Origin of the sequence: Phaeobacter sp. (genome assembly GCF_022825805.1) — a bacterium.
Lineage (GTDB): Bacteria > Pseudomonadota > Alphaproteobacteria > Rhodobacterales > Rhodobacteraceae > Phaeobacter.
In genome coordinates this window covers 1-15,956 of the sequence record NZ_JAJDWC010000086.1, presented here as the reverse complement: position 1 = coordinate 15,956, position 15,956 = coordinate 1, and the positions used below count along the sequence as shown (strand labels likewise).

At 57.9% G+C, this 15,956-nt stretch carries 14 protein-coding genes and 1 pseudogene; 13 read left to right on the top strand and 2 right to left on the bottom strand.

What is annotated here, in order from left to right; translation table 11 throughout:
- Positions 1 to 142 (top strand): annotated as a pseudogene (locus tag Q0C28_RS09550) (IS5/IS1182 family transposase); the annotation flags it as partial.
- A 133-nt stretch (positions 143 to 275) separates the two neighbouring features.
- Here Q0C28_RS09550 and Q0C28_RS09545 read toward each other — a convergent pair.
- A complete protein-coding gene (locus tag Q0C28_RS09545) occupies positions 276 to 1,118 on the bottom strand; it encodes a PAS domain-containing protein (RefSeq protein ID WP_293575170.1) in 843 nt (280 codons plus the stop codon).
- A gap of 238 nt (positions 1,119 to 1,356) precedes the next feature.
- On the opposite strand from Q0C28_RS09545, the gene Q0C28_RS09540 reads away from it, so the two are divergent.
- From Q0C28_RS09540 to phoB, 11 genes are all read left to right on the top strand, one after another.
- Positions 1,357 to 2,253: a YicC/YloC family endoribonuclease gene (locus Q0C28_RS09540; RefSeq protein ID WP_293575169.1), complete on the top strand. Its 897-nt coding sequence runs from the start codon at positions 1,357 to 1,359 to the stop codon at positions 2,251 to 2,253.
- Between the two features lie 43 nt (positions 2,254 to 2,296).
- The gene (gene gmk / locus Q0C28_RS09535; RefSeq protein ID WP_293575167.1) at positions 2,297 to 2,938 is read left to right on the top strand and encodes a guanylate kinase; all 642 of its coding nucleotides are present in this window, start codon (positions 2,297 to 2,299) and stop codon (positions 2,936 to 2,938) included.
- Entirely contained in the window at positions 2,935 to 3,456 is a 522-nt protein-coding gene (locus Q0C28_RS09530; RefSeq protein ID WP_293575165.1) for a gamma carbonic anhydrase family protein, read from the top strand. The genes gmk and Q0C28_RS09530 overlap by 4 nt, the downstream gene beginning before the upstream one ends.
- 31 nt (positions 3,457 to 3,487) lie before the next feature.
- Positions 3,488 to 4,666: an aminotransferase class I/II-fold pyridoxal phosphate-dependent enzyme gene (locus tag Q0C28_RS09525; RefSeq protein WP_293575163.1), complete on the top strand. Its 1,179-nt coding sequence runs from the start codon at positions 3,488 to 3,490 to the stop codon at positions 4,664 to 4,666.
- A gap of 150 nt (positions 4,667 to 4,816) precedes the next feature.
- On the top strand, positions 4,817 to 5,857 hold the full coding sequence (locus tag Q0C28_RS09520; RefSeq protein ID WP_293575161.1) for an ATP-binding protein: 1,041 nt from the start codon (positions 4,817 to 4,819) through the stop codon (positions 5,855 to 5,857).
- A 218-nt stretch (positions 5,858 to 6,075) separates the two neighbouring features.
- Positions 6,076 to 7,116, top strand: a complete 1,041-nt coding sequence (locus Q0C28_RS09515) for a substrate-binding domain-containing protein (protein ID WP_293575159.1) — start codon at positions 6,076 to 6,078, stop codon at positions 7,114 to 7,116.
- Between the two features lie 130 nt (positions 7,117 to 7,246).
- A complete protein-coding gene (gene pstC / locus Q0C28_RS09510) occupies positions 7,247 to 8,725 on the top strand; it encodes a phosphate ABC transporter permease subunit PstC (RefSeq protein ID WP_293575157.1) in 1,479 nt (492 codons plus the stop codon).
- Positions 8,725 to 10,098: a phosphate ABC transporter permease PstA gene (pstA, locus tag Q0C28_RS09505; protein ID WP_293575155.1), complete on the top strand. Its 1,374-nt coding sequence runs from the start codon at positions 8,725 to 8,727 to the stop codon at positions 10,096 to 10,098. Before pstC ends, pstA begins: the two co-directional genes overlap by 1 nt.
- Before the next feature lie 14 nt (positions 10,099 to 10,112).
- Positions 10,113 to 10,910: a phosphate ABC transporter ATP-binding protein PstB gene (gene pstB, locus Q0C28_RS09500; RefSeq protein ID WP_293575153.1), complete on the top strand. Its 798-nt coding sequence runs from the start codon at positions 10,113 to 10,115 to the stop codon at positions 10,908 to 10,910.
- Between the two features lie 14 nt (positions 10,911 to 10,924).
- Positions 10,925 to 11,635, top strand: a complete 711-nt coding sequence (phoU, locus tag Q0C28_RS09495; RefSeq protein WP_293575151.1) for a phosphate signaling complex protein PhoU — start codon at positions 10,925 to 10,927, stop codon at positions 11,633 to 11,635.
- Between the two features lie 3 nt (positions 11,636 to 11,638).
- A complete protein-coding gene (gene phoB, locus Q0C28_RS09490) occupies positions 11,639 to 12,328 on the top strand; it encodes a phosphate regulon transcriptional regulator PhoB (protein ID WP_293575149.1) in 690 nt (229 codons plus the stop codon).
- A 148-nt stretch (positions 12,329 to 12,476) separates the two neighbouring features.
- On the opposite strand, the gene Q0C28_RS09485 is transcribed toward phoB, so the two are convergent.
- Positions 12,477 to 13,388 carry a LysR family transcriptional regulator gene (locus Q0C28_RS09485; protein WP_293575148.1) on the bottom strand — a complete coding sequence of 304 codons (912 nt, stop codon included), beginning with the start codon at positions 13,386 to 13,388 and terminating at the stop codon, positions 12,477 to 12,479.
- 102 nt (positions 13,389 to 13,490) lie between these two features.
- Here Q0C28_RS09485 and Q0C28_RS09480 point away from each other — a divergent pair, with 102 nt between their 5' ends.
- Entirely contained in the window at positions 13,491 to 14,711 is a 1,221-nt protein-coding gene (locus Q0C28_RS09480; protein WP_293575146.1) for an acyl-CoA dehydrogenase, read from the top strand.
- Positions 14,712 to 15,956 lie beyond the last annotated feature (1,245 nt).

Sequence of the window (15,956 nt, the reverse complement as noted above, 5' to 3'; positions counted from 1 at the left end):
AATCGAGCGGTTCTTTGGCAGGCTGAAAGCCTCGTTCCGTCGCATCGCAACCCGATACGAAAAGACGTCACGCAATTTCCTGTCGATGATCAAACTGGCATCCGTCAGACTGTGGATCGAGTTTTATGAGTCGGCTGCCTAATTCCCCAGATCAGGCTTTGCCACGCACGTTGCGTCTAAAAACAGGCAACGCCCCGGACGTTCTGTCACGGGGCGCAGACTTTCGGGCTATGTCCAGTAGCTCAAAAGAAACTCTTACCAGTAGATTAACACACTTAATCCCGGCTGACCACCAATCGCAGGTGGCTGCCACGTGCAGGCTTGTCAGCCGCCGGCGCGTCCGGTTTCGGCGACTTGCTGTCCTTGCGTCGCTCAACCAGAGCCCGTGCTTCGCTCATCACCGAAGGCTCTGCCGCAAAGCGTGATTGGGTTTCTGCGAAACCCGGATTTTCAACGTTGGTTTTATCGGCAGTTTGGTTTGCGTTTTTCGCATCCTTACCACCTGCATTGCGCTCATCGGTTGCTTTGGCAAGGAAGCTTGCGCCATCTTCTTGTGTGACAGGGCGAACCTGCACCTCGGTCACAGAAAACCGCTGGGACACGCCGGTTGGGTTTCCTTCGGAGACAAACACGCCCAAGGCACGGCTGATGTCGCCCAGGTCGCTGCGCAACGGCAATAGCAGGATGCTTGCTTCGCGGGGGCTTCGCAGGCGGTTGTTCTCGGTCTGCAGGGTCAGTTCGATCACGGCCGGGCTGTCGAACATGTTTTCCAAGGCCGCACTCACTTGTTTGCGCGCTGCGGGGGTAAAGAAGGCGGTGATCGGCATGCCGCGCACTTCCATACCCGCCATTTCATTGACCTTTTGGCCCGCAAGACGGAACCGCGCGATACCTGGTGCGATCCGCTCCAGAATGAAGGTCTGTGGCAGGATGTTTTCCAAACCGCGCGGATCAATCTGGGACCGGCTCGGGATGTCGCTGCCGCGTCGCAGGGCGGTCCAATAGGCTTCAGCCTGACGCATGGCGGACACCGAACCGGGGGTGCGAAACTTGTCCATTTTCACCACCTTTTGCTGACCTTTGGTCTGATCGGTGTCTTTGCGGCCGCCAAAAAACATCAGTGTTATCCTTATTGGATCCGGCAGGTGGGTTTGCGATCTTGGTAAGCCAAACCTTAACGCCGAATTGGTTATCCTGGAGTTAACATGACACAATCTTATTCAACTTTGGACTATTTCTTTAATCAATGGTTAACACTTTCGGATAGGTCCTGCTCCATGTGGACTTGGCCGTGATCTGCTTGTAGATCTTTGGAAAATTCCCGTTTCCAATCTGCCCTCAAGGAGAGTGACGCCGATGAGCATATGTTCAATGACAGGGTTTGCCTCGGCGCAGGGGACCATCGGCGCCCACAGCTGGTCCTGTGAATTGCGGTCGGTCAATGCCAAAGGATTAGACCTGCGATTGCGGGTGCCAGATTGGCTGGACGGGCTTGAGGCCCATATGCGCAAGGCGTTGTCCGCCGCATTGGCCCGCGGCAATGTATCACTGACGTTGCGGATCAACCGCAGCGAGGACGCTGCCGCGGATGTGCAGGTGAATGAGGCCGTGTTGACGCGTTTGATCGACGCCATCGTCGCGGCGGAGGCCAAGGCCGAAGCAGCCGGTCTGACCCTGACCAAAAGCTCCGGTGCGGATCTGATCTCTCAGCGCGGCGTGTTGGAACCGGTGGTGGCAACCGATGATCCCGCACCGATTGTGGCGGCGTTGACAGCGGAGTTTGACACAGTTCTGTCCGACTTTGTTAATGCACGCAGCAACGAGGGCGCCGCTTTGCTGGCTGTTTTGAACGCTCAGCTTGCCGAAATCTCGGAGCTTTGCCGCGACGCTGCGGATAAGGCAGAGGCGCGCAAGCCGCAGGTGGCCGAAAATCTGCGCAAAAACCTTGCGCGCGTGCTCGATAACGCCGATGGCATAGATGATGTGCGCCTGGCACAGGAACTGGCGCTGCTGGCGGTGAAATCAGACGTGACAGAAGAGCTCGACCGGCTCGATGCCCATGTGACTGCGGCCCGCGACCTATTGGCCAAGGGCGGTGCGGTTGGCCGCAAACTCGACTTCCTGATGCAGGAGTTCAACCGGGAGGCCAACACATTGTGTTCCAAAGCGCAGGACAAAGCACTGACCGCTGTGGGTTTGGACCTGAAATCCGTCATCGATCAGATGCGCGAGCAGGTCCAGAACATTGAATAACCGTCGCCACTCCAGCGACCCAGACCATCTAGGAGAGCACGCCATGGCAGATCGGCGCGGCCTATTGATCATTCTATCCTCGCCATCAGGTGCGGGAAAATCCACCCTGGCGCGGCGATTGATGACCTGGGATCCCGGACTGAAATTCTCGGTGTCTGCCACAACCCGCGCCCCGCGCCCCGGCGAAGAACACGGCCGGGAGTATTTCTTCTTGTCGGAGGACGAGTTCAAGCAAAACGTCGCCGAAGGCGGCATGCTGGAACACGCCCATGTCTTTGGCAATTTCTACGGCTCGCCGGCCGGGCCGGTCAAAGACACCATCGAAAGCGGGCAGGACGTTCTGTTTGACGTGGATTGGCAGGGTGAAATCCAGATCCGCAACTCGGACCTGGGCAAACATGCGTTGTCGATCTTTATCCTGCCGCCCTCCATCGCCGAACTGCGCCGCCGTTTGGAAACGCGCGCGCAGGACAGCGACGATGTGATTGCCAAGCGCATGATGAAAAGCTGGGATGAGATCAGCCACTGGGGCTATTATGATTATGTGCTGGTGAACGACGATCTGGACGAAACCGAAGAGCGGTTGAAAACCATCGTAGAGGCCGAGCGCATGCGCCGGATCCAGCAGCCGTCATTGCAAAGCCATGTGCGCCGCCTGCAGACCGAATTTGAGGATCAATCATGACCATTTATGCACTCGGAGCGCTGCGACCGGATATCCACCCCGACAGCTGGGTGGCACCGGATGCCAATTTGATTGGTCAGGTTGTCCTGGAGCAGGGCACCTCGGTCTGGTTTGGCACCACGATCCGCGCTGACCATGAAATCATCCGCATCGGGCAGGGCAGCAATGTGCAAGAGAACTGCGTGATGCACATCGATGCGGGATATCCGCTGACCATTGGGGCAGGCTGCACCATTGGCCACAAGGCGATGCTGCATGGATGCACCATCGGGGACAACACGTTGATCGGTATGGGCGCAACCGTGTTGAACGGGGCAAAGATCGGCAACAATTGTCTGATCGGAGCGGGTGCCTTGATCACCGAAGGCAAAGAGATCCCCGACAACTCGCTGGTCATGGGGGCACCGGGCAAGATCATCCGCGAAGTCGATGCAGCCTTGGCAGACTCTCTGCGGCAAAGCGCCTTGCATTATCAGGAAAACATGCGGCGTTTCCGTGACGAACTACAACAGATTTAAAAGACAGATCTAAAAGACAGGGATCCATTTCATGCGTAATTCAAAAGGCTCATTGATGCGGCCAGATCCGCTGCCCGGCAGCGCCAGCATTCCGGTGGTCACCCCGTTGAGCCCCTCTGTGGTCTATGCCAGCGAAACACCAGACGCCCTGGATGACCAATACGAAGGTCGCGTTCATGGCTACACCTACTCGCGCGAAGGCCATCCCAACGCCGATGTGGTGTCCCAGCGGTTGGACGCAATGGAGGGCGCAACCGGCGGCGTGGTCACCAGCTCGGGCATGGCGGCTGTCACGGCGGTTGTGATGGGGCTGATGAAAGCGGGCGATCACATGATCGGCGGCAATCAGCTGTATGGCCGGTCATTGCGCCTGATGGCAGAGGATCTGCCGCGGCTTGGCATCGAAACAACGCTCGCAGACCCCGCAGATGTCGCCGCGGTCGAGGCCGCGATCCGGCCGGAAACAAAAATGATCCTGGTCGAAGCCGTGTCCAACCCGACCCTGGCCATGGCCGATATCGACGGTTTGGCCCATTTGTGCAGAGAGCGCGGCATTCTGCTGGTGGTCGACAACACCTTCACCACGCCGCGCGGTTTCCGCCCGTTTGACCACGGCGCCGACATCGTCATCCATTCCATTACCAAACTGCTGGCGGGGCATTCGGATGTGATGCTGGGCTACGTCGTGGCGCGCGATCAGGAGATCAACACCCGTCTGCGGGTATTTTCCGTGACAACCGGCCTGACGCCCAGCCCGTTTGACTGCTGGCTGGCAGAGCGGGGCATGCTGTCTTTCGAGTTGCGCTTTGACCGCGCGCAGGCGACTGCTGCTGTCCTTGCGGACCACCTGGCCGGCTTGCCGGGCGTGAAGCGCGTGATCTACCCAACCCGGAGCGACCACCCAGACCATAAGCGCGCGATGGAACTGCTGGCGGGGCAGGGCTGCAACATGGTTAGCTTTGAGCTGAACGGCGGTCGGGAGGCGGCCAACGCCTTCACCCGCGCCGCAGAGGGGCTGAGTTTTGCGCCAACCCTTGGCGATGTGGCAACCACCTTGTCCCATCCTGCATCATCGTCCCACCGGGCGTTGACCGCAGAAAAGCGGGCCGAACTGGGCCTGCACGAAGGGTTCTTCCGGGTGTCCGTCGGTTTGGAAGATCCGCAGGTTCTGTGTGACGTCTTCACCCGTGCGGTGGCTGAGGCAACCTGATAAATGATCGACGACAGCTTGATATGCAGGCTGTCGCCCACACCCCGGCCTCACCGCCCGCTGAGCAGCGCAAACGTGACCACGATCCGACAGGTGCGAATTCGGGCGCAGGGGGGACCTATCTAAGACACCGCAGGAAATGAGCAGAACATGTCACTGGATTTGATCAATGCGATGCTGGAGGCCATGCCGCTGCCCGCGCTCTTGGTGGATCAGACCGAACGGTTTGTCGCGGCCAACACCGCCGCCAAATCCCTGCTTGGCGATCGTTTGATAGACCGTCATTTTGCAACGGTTTTACGCCAGCCCAATGTGGCAGCCGCGATCGAAGGCTGTTTGCAGGATCGTCAGCCGAGGCGCGCGCGGCATCTGTCCAATGACGGCGCACAGGACACCACATTTGAGGTCAGCCTGCGCTATATCTCGACGTCCGATGGCGGCAAGGCAACCGGGGTCCTGATCACTCTGACAGACGTCACCGATCAGGAACAAGCGGGCCAGATGCGGCGGGATTTTGTGGCCAATGTCAGCCACGAACTGCGCACGCCCTTGACCGCGTTGATGGGGTTCATCGAAACCCTGCGTGGCCCCGCCAAAGATGACACGCCGGCCCGTGAGCGGTTTCTGGAGATCATGGAGGGAGAGGCCAACCGGATGAATCGGTTGGTCGGCGATCTGTTGTCACTCAACCGCGTTGAGAGCGAAGAGCGGGTGCGCCCCCGTGATCAAATCGACCTTGGTGCGCATCTGACCTCAACCCTGACGTCGCTGGAGCCTCTGGCGCGGGCAAAGTCGGTGACCATCACTCTGGACCTTGGAGCCGAGCCCACGCTTATCCCCGGCGACGCCGACCAGATCCAGCAGGTGTTCACCAATCTGATCGAGAATGCCATCAAATACGGCGGTGATTCCGTCACTGTCCGAATGAGCAGGCGTGAGCGGGATCCCACGATCCGGGGCGCTGCGGTGCATGTTGAAGTGCATGACAACGGACCGGGAATCGATCCGGTGCATTTGCCCCGCCTGACCGAGCGGTTTTACCGTGTCGACACCCATCGCTCCCGCGAACAGGGGGGCACGGGGCTGGGACTGGCGATTGTAAAACACATCATCAATCGACATCGTGGCCGCATGCGCGTGGACAGTAATGCTGAGCAAGGCACTGTTTTTACGGTCGTTTTGCCACTTTGATCACGTACACCTAACACGCACCACGCGAGATGCCCCGCAAACGGGTGCGTTTGCGGTCAGTGCTTTTCAACAGTACGATGTCAGAAAATCCGCTTTGCCCCGGGCTTTGTCATAAAGCTGTTACATACCTGTCACAAAAGCCTCATCAGCAGTCCCTAGGAGAGGGCCAAGGATCATCAGGGGATGGTTCAACCAACATTCACCCAAGGAGACAACGGATGTCTTTCGTGAAATACACTGTATCCGCACTGGCCGTTTCGGCCGCATTTGCAACCGCAGCTTCGGCACGCGATCAGGTTCAGGTTGCCGGTTCGTCCACCGTTCTGCCCTACGCGTCCATCGTGGCAGAAGCGTTTGGTGAAAACTTTGACTTCCCAACCCCTGTTGTGGAATCCGGTGGCTCCTCCGCTGGTCTGAAGCGGTTCTGCGAAGGTGTCGGCGAAAACACCATCGACATCGCAAACGCGTCCCGCCAGATCAAAGAGAAAGAACTGCAGGCCTGCGCGGACAACGGCGTCAGCGACATCATCGAAGTTCAGATCGGTTACGATGGGATCGTGTTTGCCTCCGACATCAACGGCAACGGTTTTGCCTTCTCCCCAGAAGACTGGTTCCTGGCCCTGTCCGACGAGATCGTTGTTGACGGCGCGCTGGTCGCAAACCCCAACAAAAGCTGGGCTGACGTGAACGCGGCCTTCCCTGACCAAAGCATTCAGGCCTTTGTCCCAGGCACCAAGCACGGCACCCGCGAAGTGTTCGAAGACAAGGTCATCCTGGCCGGCTGCGAAGCCACCGGCGCGTTTGACATGCTGAAAGAGGCCAATGGCGGCGACAAAAAAGCTGCTGAGAAAGCCTGCATCCGTCTGCGCACCGACGGTGTCTCCGTCGACATCGATGGCGACTACACCGAGACCCTGGCGCGCATCGAATCCAACAAAGACGGCATCGGCGTCTTTGGTCTGGCGTTCTACGAGAACAACACCGACAAGCTGCAAGTGGCGACCATGTCCGACGTCGTGCCCTCCACCGAGAGCATCGCAACCGGTGAATATCCCGTGTCCCGCCCGCTGTTCTTCTACGTGAAGAAAGCCCACATCGGCGTGATCCCAGGCCTTAAAGAATTCGCCGAGTTCTTCGTGGCTGACGAAGTTGCAGGTCCAGATGGCCCGCTGGCCGAATACGGCCTGGTGTCCGACCCTGAGCTGAGCAAAACCCAGGCAGTGGTGTCCGACGAAGCGATCATCGGCGGCAACTCCTAATCCTCGCGTCGACAAGACAAAAACAGGACCGGGGCAGCGATGCCCCGGTCTGACCCATAAAGACCGCACAGGTCGGATGTTTGGCTGACCCAAGTGACCATCCAGACGCCTGTGATCAACGGAGACCAAAATGCCATCATTCTGGCTTGTTATCGTTCTGATTGCCCTTGCCCTGGCAGGGTTTGTATTGGGACGGAAGCGCGCCCTGGCCACGGCCGGCGGCGACATGAAACAACTGCATTCCCTTCCGGCCTACTATGGCCATCATGTCGCTTTCTCTGCGCTTGTCCCCGCTTTGGCGGTTCTTGCAATTTGGTCTCTTGTGCAACCCAGCCTGATCGAAAACCGGGTGAGCGATATGGTGCCTGCCTCCTTTGTTGAGGAAGGCCACACCATTGATCTGATCCTGACAGACGTGCGTCGCCTGGCAGACGGGCTGGACGCAGCGGTCGCACAAGGCGCACTGAGCGAGGCGCAGGCCGCTGATCTGGATGCGGGCACAACCGATATTCGCGCGCTGCTGGGCGATCTTGGCGTGGCGCTTGGCGCGGACGTGCAACCCGAAATTCTGGCGGCTGCACAATCCTACCGCGGTCTCTCTGACACGGCCTCCACCGCCAAGGCCGCGGTGGTCATTCTTCTGGCTTTGTTGGGCTTTGGCTTTGCCTATCAGCGCACGCACAAGGATTTCCGCGCCCGCAACGTTGTGGAGCGTGGCGTGATGGCGCTGTTGATTGTTGCAGCCAGCCTTGCGATCCTGACAACGGTTGGCATCGTCTTTTCGATGCTGTTTGAAAGCCTGAACTTCTTTGGCCTGCACAGCTGGCGCGACTTCTTCTTCGGCGGCACCTGGGCACCGAACTTCCGTGGTGACAGTGATCTGTCCATCCTGCCGTTGCTGTGGGGCACACTTTACATTTCGCTGATCGCATTGCTGGTCGCTGTGCCCATCGGCCTCTTTGCGGCGATTTACCTGTCGGAATACGCCAGCGCACCGGTGCGTTCCTTTGCCAAGCCGCTCTTGGAAATCCTCGCCGGTATCCCGACGATTGTTTACGGCTTGTTTGCGCTGCTGACCGTTGGTCCGATGCTGGTGACGATTTTTGGTAAGGGCGACGACGGTGTCCTCGGCGTCGAATGGATGAGCGGCGCCACCTCGGTTCTGACCGCGGGTCTGGTGATGGGCATCATGCTGATCCCTTTTGTGTCCTCGCTGTCAGACGACATCATCAACGCGGTGCCCCAGGCGATGCGCGATGGCTCCCTGGGCCTTGGTGCCACGCGGTCTGAGACCGTTCGCCAGGTTGTGCTTCCCGCAGCTTTGCCCGGTATTGTTGGGGCAGTCCTGCTGGCGGCGTCCCGCGCCATCGGTGAGACGATGATCGTTGTGATGGGGGCCGGTGCAATTGCCAAATTCTCAGCCAACCCGTTGGAATCGATGACCACCATCACCACCCGTATTGTCAGCCAGCTGACCGGCGACACAGATTTTGCCAGCCCTGAAACGCTTGTGGCTTTCGCCCTCGGACTGACCCTGTTTGTCCTGACCCTGGGTCTGAACGTCCTGGCGCTTTATATCGTACGCACATACCGGGAGCAGTATGACTAATGTCTGATATCAGTCAAACCCCGTCACAGATCGCAACCGCTGGCAAAGCACCAAGCAAACATGCTGGCTCGCTTTTGGCGCAAAGCCCCCACACGAAAAAGCGTAACGCAGCCGAGCGTCGCTTCCGCGCCTATGGGATGGCCGCAATCGGTGTTGGTCTGTTGATGCTGTTGATCCTGGTCACCACCATCGTTGGCCGTGGAACCGGTGCATTCCAACAGACCTACGTCACCCTGAATGTGGAACTGGTCGAAAAGAAACTCGACAAATCCGGCACGCGAGATCTTGCAGCGATCAAGAAGGTCACAACATTTGGCTACGCTCCACTGATCCGCGATGCTGTGGCAGCGAAGGTCGCGGAACTGGGCATTGAAACCGATCTGAAACCCAAAGCACTGGCAGGCATCCTGTCGAAAGATGCGGCCGCCACTTTGCGCGCCTTCGTGCTGGAAAACCCAGATCAGATCGGCGAAACGGTGGAATTCCGCTTCCTGACGTCCAGCCGTGTTGATGGTTATATGAAAGGGCGCGTCAGCCGGGACAGCATTGCAAACGACAAGAACATCTCGCCCGAGCAGTTGGATATTGTCGACGCCATGGTCGGCGCAGGGACGCTGGAAACCGTGTTCAATCTGGACTTCATCACCGGCGCTGATGCCTCTGATGCCCGCCCGGAAGCTGCAGGCATGGGTGTGTCCATGCTGGGCTCGCTGTTCATGATGCTTGTGGTGCTGGCGCTGGCGCTTCCGATTGGTGTGGCGGCTTCCATCTATCTGGAAGAATTTGCACCGAAAAACTGGCTGACCGACATCATCGAGGTGAACATTTCTAACCTCGCAGCGGTGCCGTCCATCGTGTTTGGTATTCTTGGTCTGGCGGTCTTCATCAACTACATGCATCTGCCGATGTCTGCACCGCTTGTGGGTGGTCTGGTGCTGACGCTGATGACACTGCCAACCATCATCATTTCGACCCGTGCCGCGCTGAAGGCTGTGCCGCCGTCGATCCGCGATGCCGCTTTGGGTGTTGGGGCTTCTCGGATGCAGGCGGTGTTCCACCACGTACTGCCGCTTGCTGCACCGGGCATCCTGACCGGCACGATCATCGGTCTGGCCCAGGCTCTTGGCGAAACTGCACCGCTGTTGTTGATCGGTATGGTTGGCTTCATCGCATCCAACGCGCCCGAAACACTGGCTGATGGCCTGTTGTCGCCGAATTCCGCCATGCCTGCCCAGATCTACGAATGGGCCAAGCGGGCAGACCCTGCATTCTACGAACGGGCCTGGGGCGGGATCATCATTCTGTTGATCTTCCTGGTCACCATGAACACAATTGCGGTCATCCTGCGCCGCCGCTTTGAACGCCGCTGGTAAGAAGGGGCAGAGACATGAACCAGATCACTGCATTGGACAAGACTGTGCAAACCAACAAAACCAAGATCTCAGCCCGCAATGTGAACGTCCATTACGGCGACTCCCATGCGATCAAAGATGTGAACGTCGAGATTGAAGACAACACTGTCACAGCGTTCATCGGCCCATCCGGCTGCGGCAAATCCACGTTTTTGCGCTGTCTGAACCGGATGAATGACACGATCGATATCTGCCGCGTGACCGGTGACATCCAGATCGATGGCGAAAACATCTATGACCCGCGCGTGGATCCCGTCCAGCTGCGCGCCAAGGTCGGCATGGTGTTTCAAAAGCCAAACCCGTTTCCAAAATCAATTTATGACAATGTGGCCTACGGCCCGCGCATCCACGGTTTGGCCGCGAACAAAGCCGAACTGGACGAGATCGTTGAAAAGTCCCTGCGCCGCGGTGCGATCTGGGAAGAGGTCAAGGATCGGCTGGATGCCCCGGGCACGGGGCTTTCGGGTGGTCAGCAACAGCGCTTGTGCATTGCACGTGCCGTCGCGACAGAACCCGAAGTGCTGCTGATGGACGAACCCTGTTCTGCGCTGGACCCGATTGCGACCGCCCAGATCGAGGAGCTGATTGACGAGTTGCGCAACAGCTACTCCGTGGTGATCGTGACCCACTCCATGCAGCAGGCGGCACGCGTCAGCCAGAAAACCGCCTTCTTCCACCTCGGCAACCTGGTTGAATTTGGTGCAACCGGTCAGATCTTCACCAACCCTGAAGATCCGCGGACCGAAAGCTACATCACTGGCCGTATTGGCTGATTGAGGAAATGAATATGGTAGAACAACATATCGCCTCCGCCTTTGACCGCGACCTCGAAGCGATCCAGGCGCAGATCATGAAAATGGGCGGCCTTGTGGAGGCTGCCATCATGGACGCCGCGCGCGCTCTGGAAACCCGCGACGAAGAACTGGCGCAACAGGTGCGCAAACAGGATGCGGCAATCGACGGTCTGGAAGAGCTGATCAACGAAGAAGCCGCCCGGGTGATTGCCCTGCGGGCACCGGCTGCGGTTGACCTGCGGTTGATCCTTTCAGTGATGAAGATTTCCGGCAACCTCGAACGGATCGGGGATTACGCCAAAAACATCGCAAAACGCACCACGGTTCTGGCCCATGGCCCATCAGTCGAAGAAAGCGCCGCCGCGCTGCGCCGTATGGCCCGCGAAGTCGAGCTGATGCTGAAAGATGGGTTGGATTCCTACATCCAGCGCGACGTGGAACTGGCCCAGGATGTCATCAATCGCGACCGTGATGTCGACCAGATGTACAACGCGCTGTTTCGCGAGCTGCTGACCTTCATGATGGAAGATCCGCGCAATATCACCCCCTGCATGCATCTGCATTTCATTGCCAAAAACACCGAACGCATGGGGGATCACGTGACCTCTATCGCGGAGCAGGTGGTCTATCTGGTGACCGGAGAGAAGCCGGAGGAAGATCGCCAAAAGGCGGATACCACATCGACGGTGCCTCAGGAGGGTTAACCCATGTCGGCCGATCAGCCCACGGTTTTGGTTGTCGAAGATGAACTCGCACAGCGAGAGGTCCTGGCCTATAATCTGGAGGCCGATGGTTTTCGGGTTGTCCGGGCGGAAAATGGCGAGGACGCGATGTTGCTGGTGGCAGAAGAAACGCCTGACATCATCGTTCTGGATTGGATGATGCCCAATCTCAGCGGGATTGAGGTGTGCCGCAGGCTCAAAAGCCGACCAGAGACGCGGTCGATCCCGATCATCATGCTCTCTGCCCGCTCCGAAGAGGTTGACAAGGTGCGCGGCCTGGAAACCGGGGCAGATGACTATGTGGTCAAACCGTATTCGGTGGTGGAACTCATGGCACGGGTGCGCAGCCAGCTGCGCCGGGTGCGTCCCTCCACCGTTGGGATGCGGTTGGAATTCGATGACATCGTGCTGGATGCGGAAACCCACCGTGTCATGCGCGCCAATGCGCCGATTAAACTGGGTCCCACAGAATTCAGATTGCTCTCTACGTTTATGGAAAAACCCGGACGTGTCTGGAGCCGGGAGCAATTGCTGGACCGCGTGTGGGGGCGCGACATCTATGTCGACACGCGTACGGTTGATGTGCATATCGGCCGCCTGCGCAAAGCCTTGACCAAGCAGGGTGGTGAAGATCCGGTGCGGACAGTCCGCGGTGCGGGCTACGCGCTTGGCTGAGGCCCTTTTTGAATAATCCCCCGCGCGGATAGGCTGTCGTGTTCCGCGCGGCTTAGATTTAGCTGTTTTATCGTTGGCGTCGTGCTTTCGCTGTGCTTTGCATGCGTCGGCCTCGGGTCGTTTTCATCGTCTGGGACACTCCAGTTGATCAACGCGGCAGCGGGTCTTCCGCTTGGGCCTGACTGGCCAGCCAGTTTCTAAATTTCACCAGGGCAGGGTCCTGACTCCGTGCCTCTGGCCAAACCAGAAAATAGGCGCCTGGACTTTCCGTTGGTGTGGCATGCAGCGCCACCAGTTTTCCTGTCGCCAGGTCCTGTTCAACCAGATAATCCGGCATCAGCGCCACACCCAACCCATGCAGGGCCGCCTGCGTAATGGTTGCGAATTGATCATACATCGTGCCAGATGCCGCTGCACCATCCGCCACGCCGAGGCTTTCAAACCACTGCGTCCAGGCCTGTGGTCGCGTCTGGATATGCAACAATGGCAACCCACGCAGGTCCGCGGCAGACTGCACCTTCCGCTCTGCGATAAGCTCGGGCGCGCAGACCGGCAGCATATGTTCATGTTTCAACAGCAGCGCTTCGGTGCCTGGCCAATCGGCCTTCCCAAAATGGATTGCAGCGTCAAACCCTTCGCTCAAAAAGTTGAACGGCTCTAACCGGGTCGACATGTTGATCGTGACATCCGGGTGCAAGCGGGCAAAATCAGGCAAACGCGGCATCAGCCAGCGCATCCCAAAAGCTGGCAAAATCGCGAGGTTCAGGGTTCCCGCAAGCGGGGCCGCCTGCACGCGCAACGTGGATTGGGCAATCTGGTTCAATGCTTGGCGGATGTCACCGGCGTAAACAGAGGCCTCTGCCAATAGCGTCAGTCGCTTCTGGTCACGGCGCACCAGATCGACGCCCAATTGCGCCTCCAACGCCTGCAACTGACGGCTGACCGCGCCCTGGGTCAGCGACAATTCTTCGGCTGCGGCTGATGCACTACCAAGCCGGTCGAGCGCCTCCAGCGCGCGCAGCGCAGAGATAGAAGGAAGAAAGCGTCGTGGTGTGGCCATCTATGAGCTTTGATCATGTTTCAATGTGGAACATTCGCTGTCTTTTTCCTTAGCGCAAAGCTAACCTCTGCGGCAAGTTCATGTCAGAAATGGTGATCAGAAATGACCGATAAGCCCGAATTGCGCGCCAAAGATGCTCCGGATCTGGGGACGTTCTCCTGGGAGGATCCACTGCGTTTGGATGACCAGCTCACAGAAGACGAACGGATGATCGCGGCGTCGGCGCGGTCCTACGCCCAGGATCAGCTTCAGCCGCGGGTCTTGTCAGCCTACGAAAACGAAGAAACCGACCCGGCTATTTTCCGCGAAATGGGTGAAATGGGGCTGTTGGGGGCCACCATTCCCGAACAATATGGCGGCCTGGGCGCAGGTTATGTGACATACGGTCTCGTCGCGCGCGAGATTGAACGCGTCGACAGCGGATACCGCTCCATGATGTCGGTTCAGAGTTCGCTGGTCATGTATCCGATCTACGCCTACGGCAGCGAGGCGCAGCGCCAAAAATACCTGCCCAAACTGGCAAGCGGCGAATGGATTGGTTGTTTTGGCCTGACAGAACCGGATGCTGGATCCGACCCGGCCGCGATGAAGACCCGTGCCGAGAAAACTGCTACAGGGTATCGTCTGACCGGTTCCAAGATGTGGATTTCCAATGCGCCGATCGCCGACGTATTTGTGGTTTGGGCGAAATCCGAAGACCACGGTGGCAAAATCCGTGGTTTCATCCTGGAAAAGGGCATGACCGGTTTGTCTGCGCCTAAAATCGGCAACAAAGCCTCGCTGCGCGCCTCTATCACGGGTGAAATCGTCATGGATGGCGTCGAGGTGTCCGAGGATGCGCTGTTGCCAAACGTGCAGGGATTGAAAGGTCCGTTTGGCTGTTTGAACCGCGCCCGTTACGGCATCAGCTGGGGCGTCATGGGCGCTGCGGAATACTGCTGGCACGCGGCGCGGCAATATGGGCTGGATCGCAAACAATTCGGCCGACCCCTGGCAAACACGCAGCTGTTTCAGTTGAAACTGGCCAACATGCAGACGGAAATCACGCTGGGTCTGCAAGCATCCTTGCGTGTCGGTCGGTTGTTGGATGACGCCAATGCCGCCCCTGAAATGATCTCGATTGTGAAGCGCAACAATTGCGGCAAAGCCCTCGACATCGCCCGCCAGTCGCGGGACATGCATGGCGGCAACGGCATTAGCCTGGAGTTTGGCGTGATCCGCCACATGGTGAACCTCGAAACGGTGAACACCTACGAGGGCACCCATGATGTGCACGCGCTCATCCTGGGGCGTGCGCAAACCGGCCTGCAGGCGTTTTTCTGACCTTTCGCCTCACTGAAATCTACGGAGAAAACCACGCCGTCAGATCCGTCTGGCGGCGTTTTTTGGTTAATTTCGTAAAATTTAGATTATCGAAGACAAGCCTGCCGAATTTGCAGGAGCTGCAAATGCGCAAAGGCAATCCTGCATTTTTGCAGAGCGGGCGCAAACGGACAGGGTTGCAAAGATAATCGCGCAGTTTCGCCCGGCAATACCGGCTCCCGTTGCGCTGGATTGGTTAATCTCGAGCCTCAGAAACATCAATGATTGCTGGTCAGGGACCGGACGGAGGTTAACAGTCAGGGGGATTAGTTCAAAACATAAGCCCCGAAAATACACCGCACCCCGGTATCTGCGCAAAGGGCGATTTAGGAATACGTTTTCGCCCAAATCCTGGCGAAAATGCAAAACGGTGCAAAAACGCAATGACTGCTTTGCACGAATTCACGCGCTGATAGGCTGCAAATTTGCTGCTCCAAACGGCATTCTAGCTACTTGCCAACCAAACGCCGCAAAATGAACTTCTGTCCGCGCAGATTTCTAGCACAGATGGCGCCGAAATTGAAATGTAAGTTACCAAAATATTTACGGAATTTTCCGACAATACAGACGGTTAGACACTTTACGGAAGACTAAATGACGACCGTTTGGGGCAGGGGGCGCGGTACCCATTGGCACCACCTCAACACTGTTCAGATCGGTCCGGTCACTACGATGTATGCTCAATTGTTCGCGGAGCTACTCTCTGACACCGTCAACTCGTAGCATGTGACAGATCAGATTTGTTCCGCCGCAGTTGGATAGATGGGAGCGTGACCGCGACATAGGCGCGACGAAAATAGCGCGTCGCCCAAACGCACCGATATCCGCAGGTACAGGTTCGAAGTGGGTCTGTGTTGAGAGCCGATCTCAAATGGCTTTGACTAAAACCGCCGCAGCAGATCGATAACCAGGAATGCTGGCAAACTGAGAAGCCCGTGATCATTCCTTGGTATGGAACCGAACTTTGGTACAGTTACATTAAGCCTGCATGGTGGGTCTTATGCCAAGCTAGGCAGTGGTCTTACACAGGAGGCCTACGACGAACCCGCGCGTTTAGACCTGTCGTTGTTGCAACCAAGTAGAAATGTCACTGGTTCTGCAAAGCAGGAATGTCACCTTTAGGGTGTGACGTTAGCAAAGCCTGACAGGGCGGAGACGTCCGATATCGCAGCCCTGCCTGGCTTTGCGGGTTCCGTTATATGCCGA

Bases quoted from the DNA above. Each gene is read 5' to 3' on its own strand.
- phoB (WP_293575149.1), top strand. From the start codon at position 11,639: ATGTCGGCCGATCAGCCCACGGTTTTGGTTGTCGAAGATGAACTCGCA.
- Q0C28_RS09545 (WP_293575170.1), bottom strand. From the start codon at position 1,118: ATGTTTTTTGGCGGCCGCAAAGACACCGATCAGACCAAAGGTCAGCAA.
- Q0C28_RS09520 (WP_293575161.1), top strand. From the start codon at position 4,817: ATGTCACTGGATTTGATCAATGCGATGCTGGAGGCCATGCCGCTGCCC.
- phoU (WP_293575151.1), top strand. From the start codon at position 10,925: ATGGTAGAACAACATATCGCCTCCGCCTTTGACCGCGACCTCGAAGCG.
- Q0C28_RS09485 (WP_293575148.1), bottom strand. From the start codon at position 13,388: ATGGCCACACCACGACGCTTTCTTCCTTCTATCTCTGCGCTGCGCGCG.
- Q0C28_RS09540 (WP_293575169.1), top strand. From the start codon at position 1,357: ATGAGCATATGTTCAATGACAGGGTTTGCCTCGGCGCAGGGGACCATC.
- gmk (WP_293575167.1), top strand. From the start codon at position 2,297: ATGGCAGATCGGCGCGGCCTATTGATCATTCTATCCTCGCCATCAGGT.
- Q0C28_RS09480 (WP_293575146.1), top strand. From the start codon at position 13,491: ATGACCGATAAGCCCGAATTGCGCGCCAAAGATGCTCCGGATCTGGGG.
- Q0C28_RS09525 (WP_293575163.1), top strand. From the start codon at position 3,488: ATGCGTAATTCAAAAGGCTCATTGATGCGGCCAGATCCGCTGCCCGGC.
- Q0C28_RS09515 (WP_293575159.1), top strand. From the start codon at position 6,076: ATGTCTTTCGTGAAATACACTGTATCCGCACTGGCCGTTTCGGCCGCA.
- Q0C28_RS09530 (WP_293575165.1), top strand. From the start codon at position 2,935: ATGACCATTTATGCACTCGGAGCGCTGCGACCGGATATCCACCCCGAC.
- pstB (WP_293575153.1), top strand. From the start codon at position 10,113: ATGAACCAGATCACTGCATTGGACAAGACTGTGCAAACCAACAAAACC.
- pstC (WP_293575157.1), top strand. From the start codon at position 7,247: ATGCCATCATTCTGGCTTGTTATCGTTCTGATTGCCCTTGCCCTGGCA.
- pstA (WP_293575155.1), top strand. From the start codon at position 8,725: ATGTCTGATATCAGTCAAACCCCGTCACAGATCGCAACCGCTGGCAAA.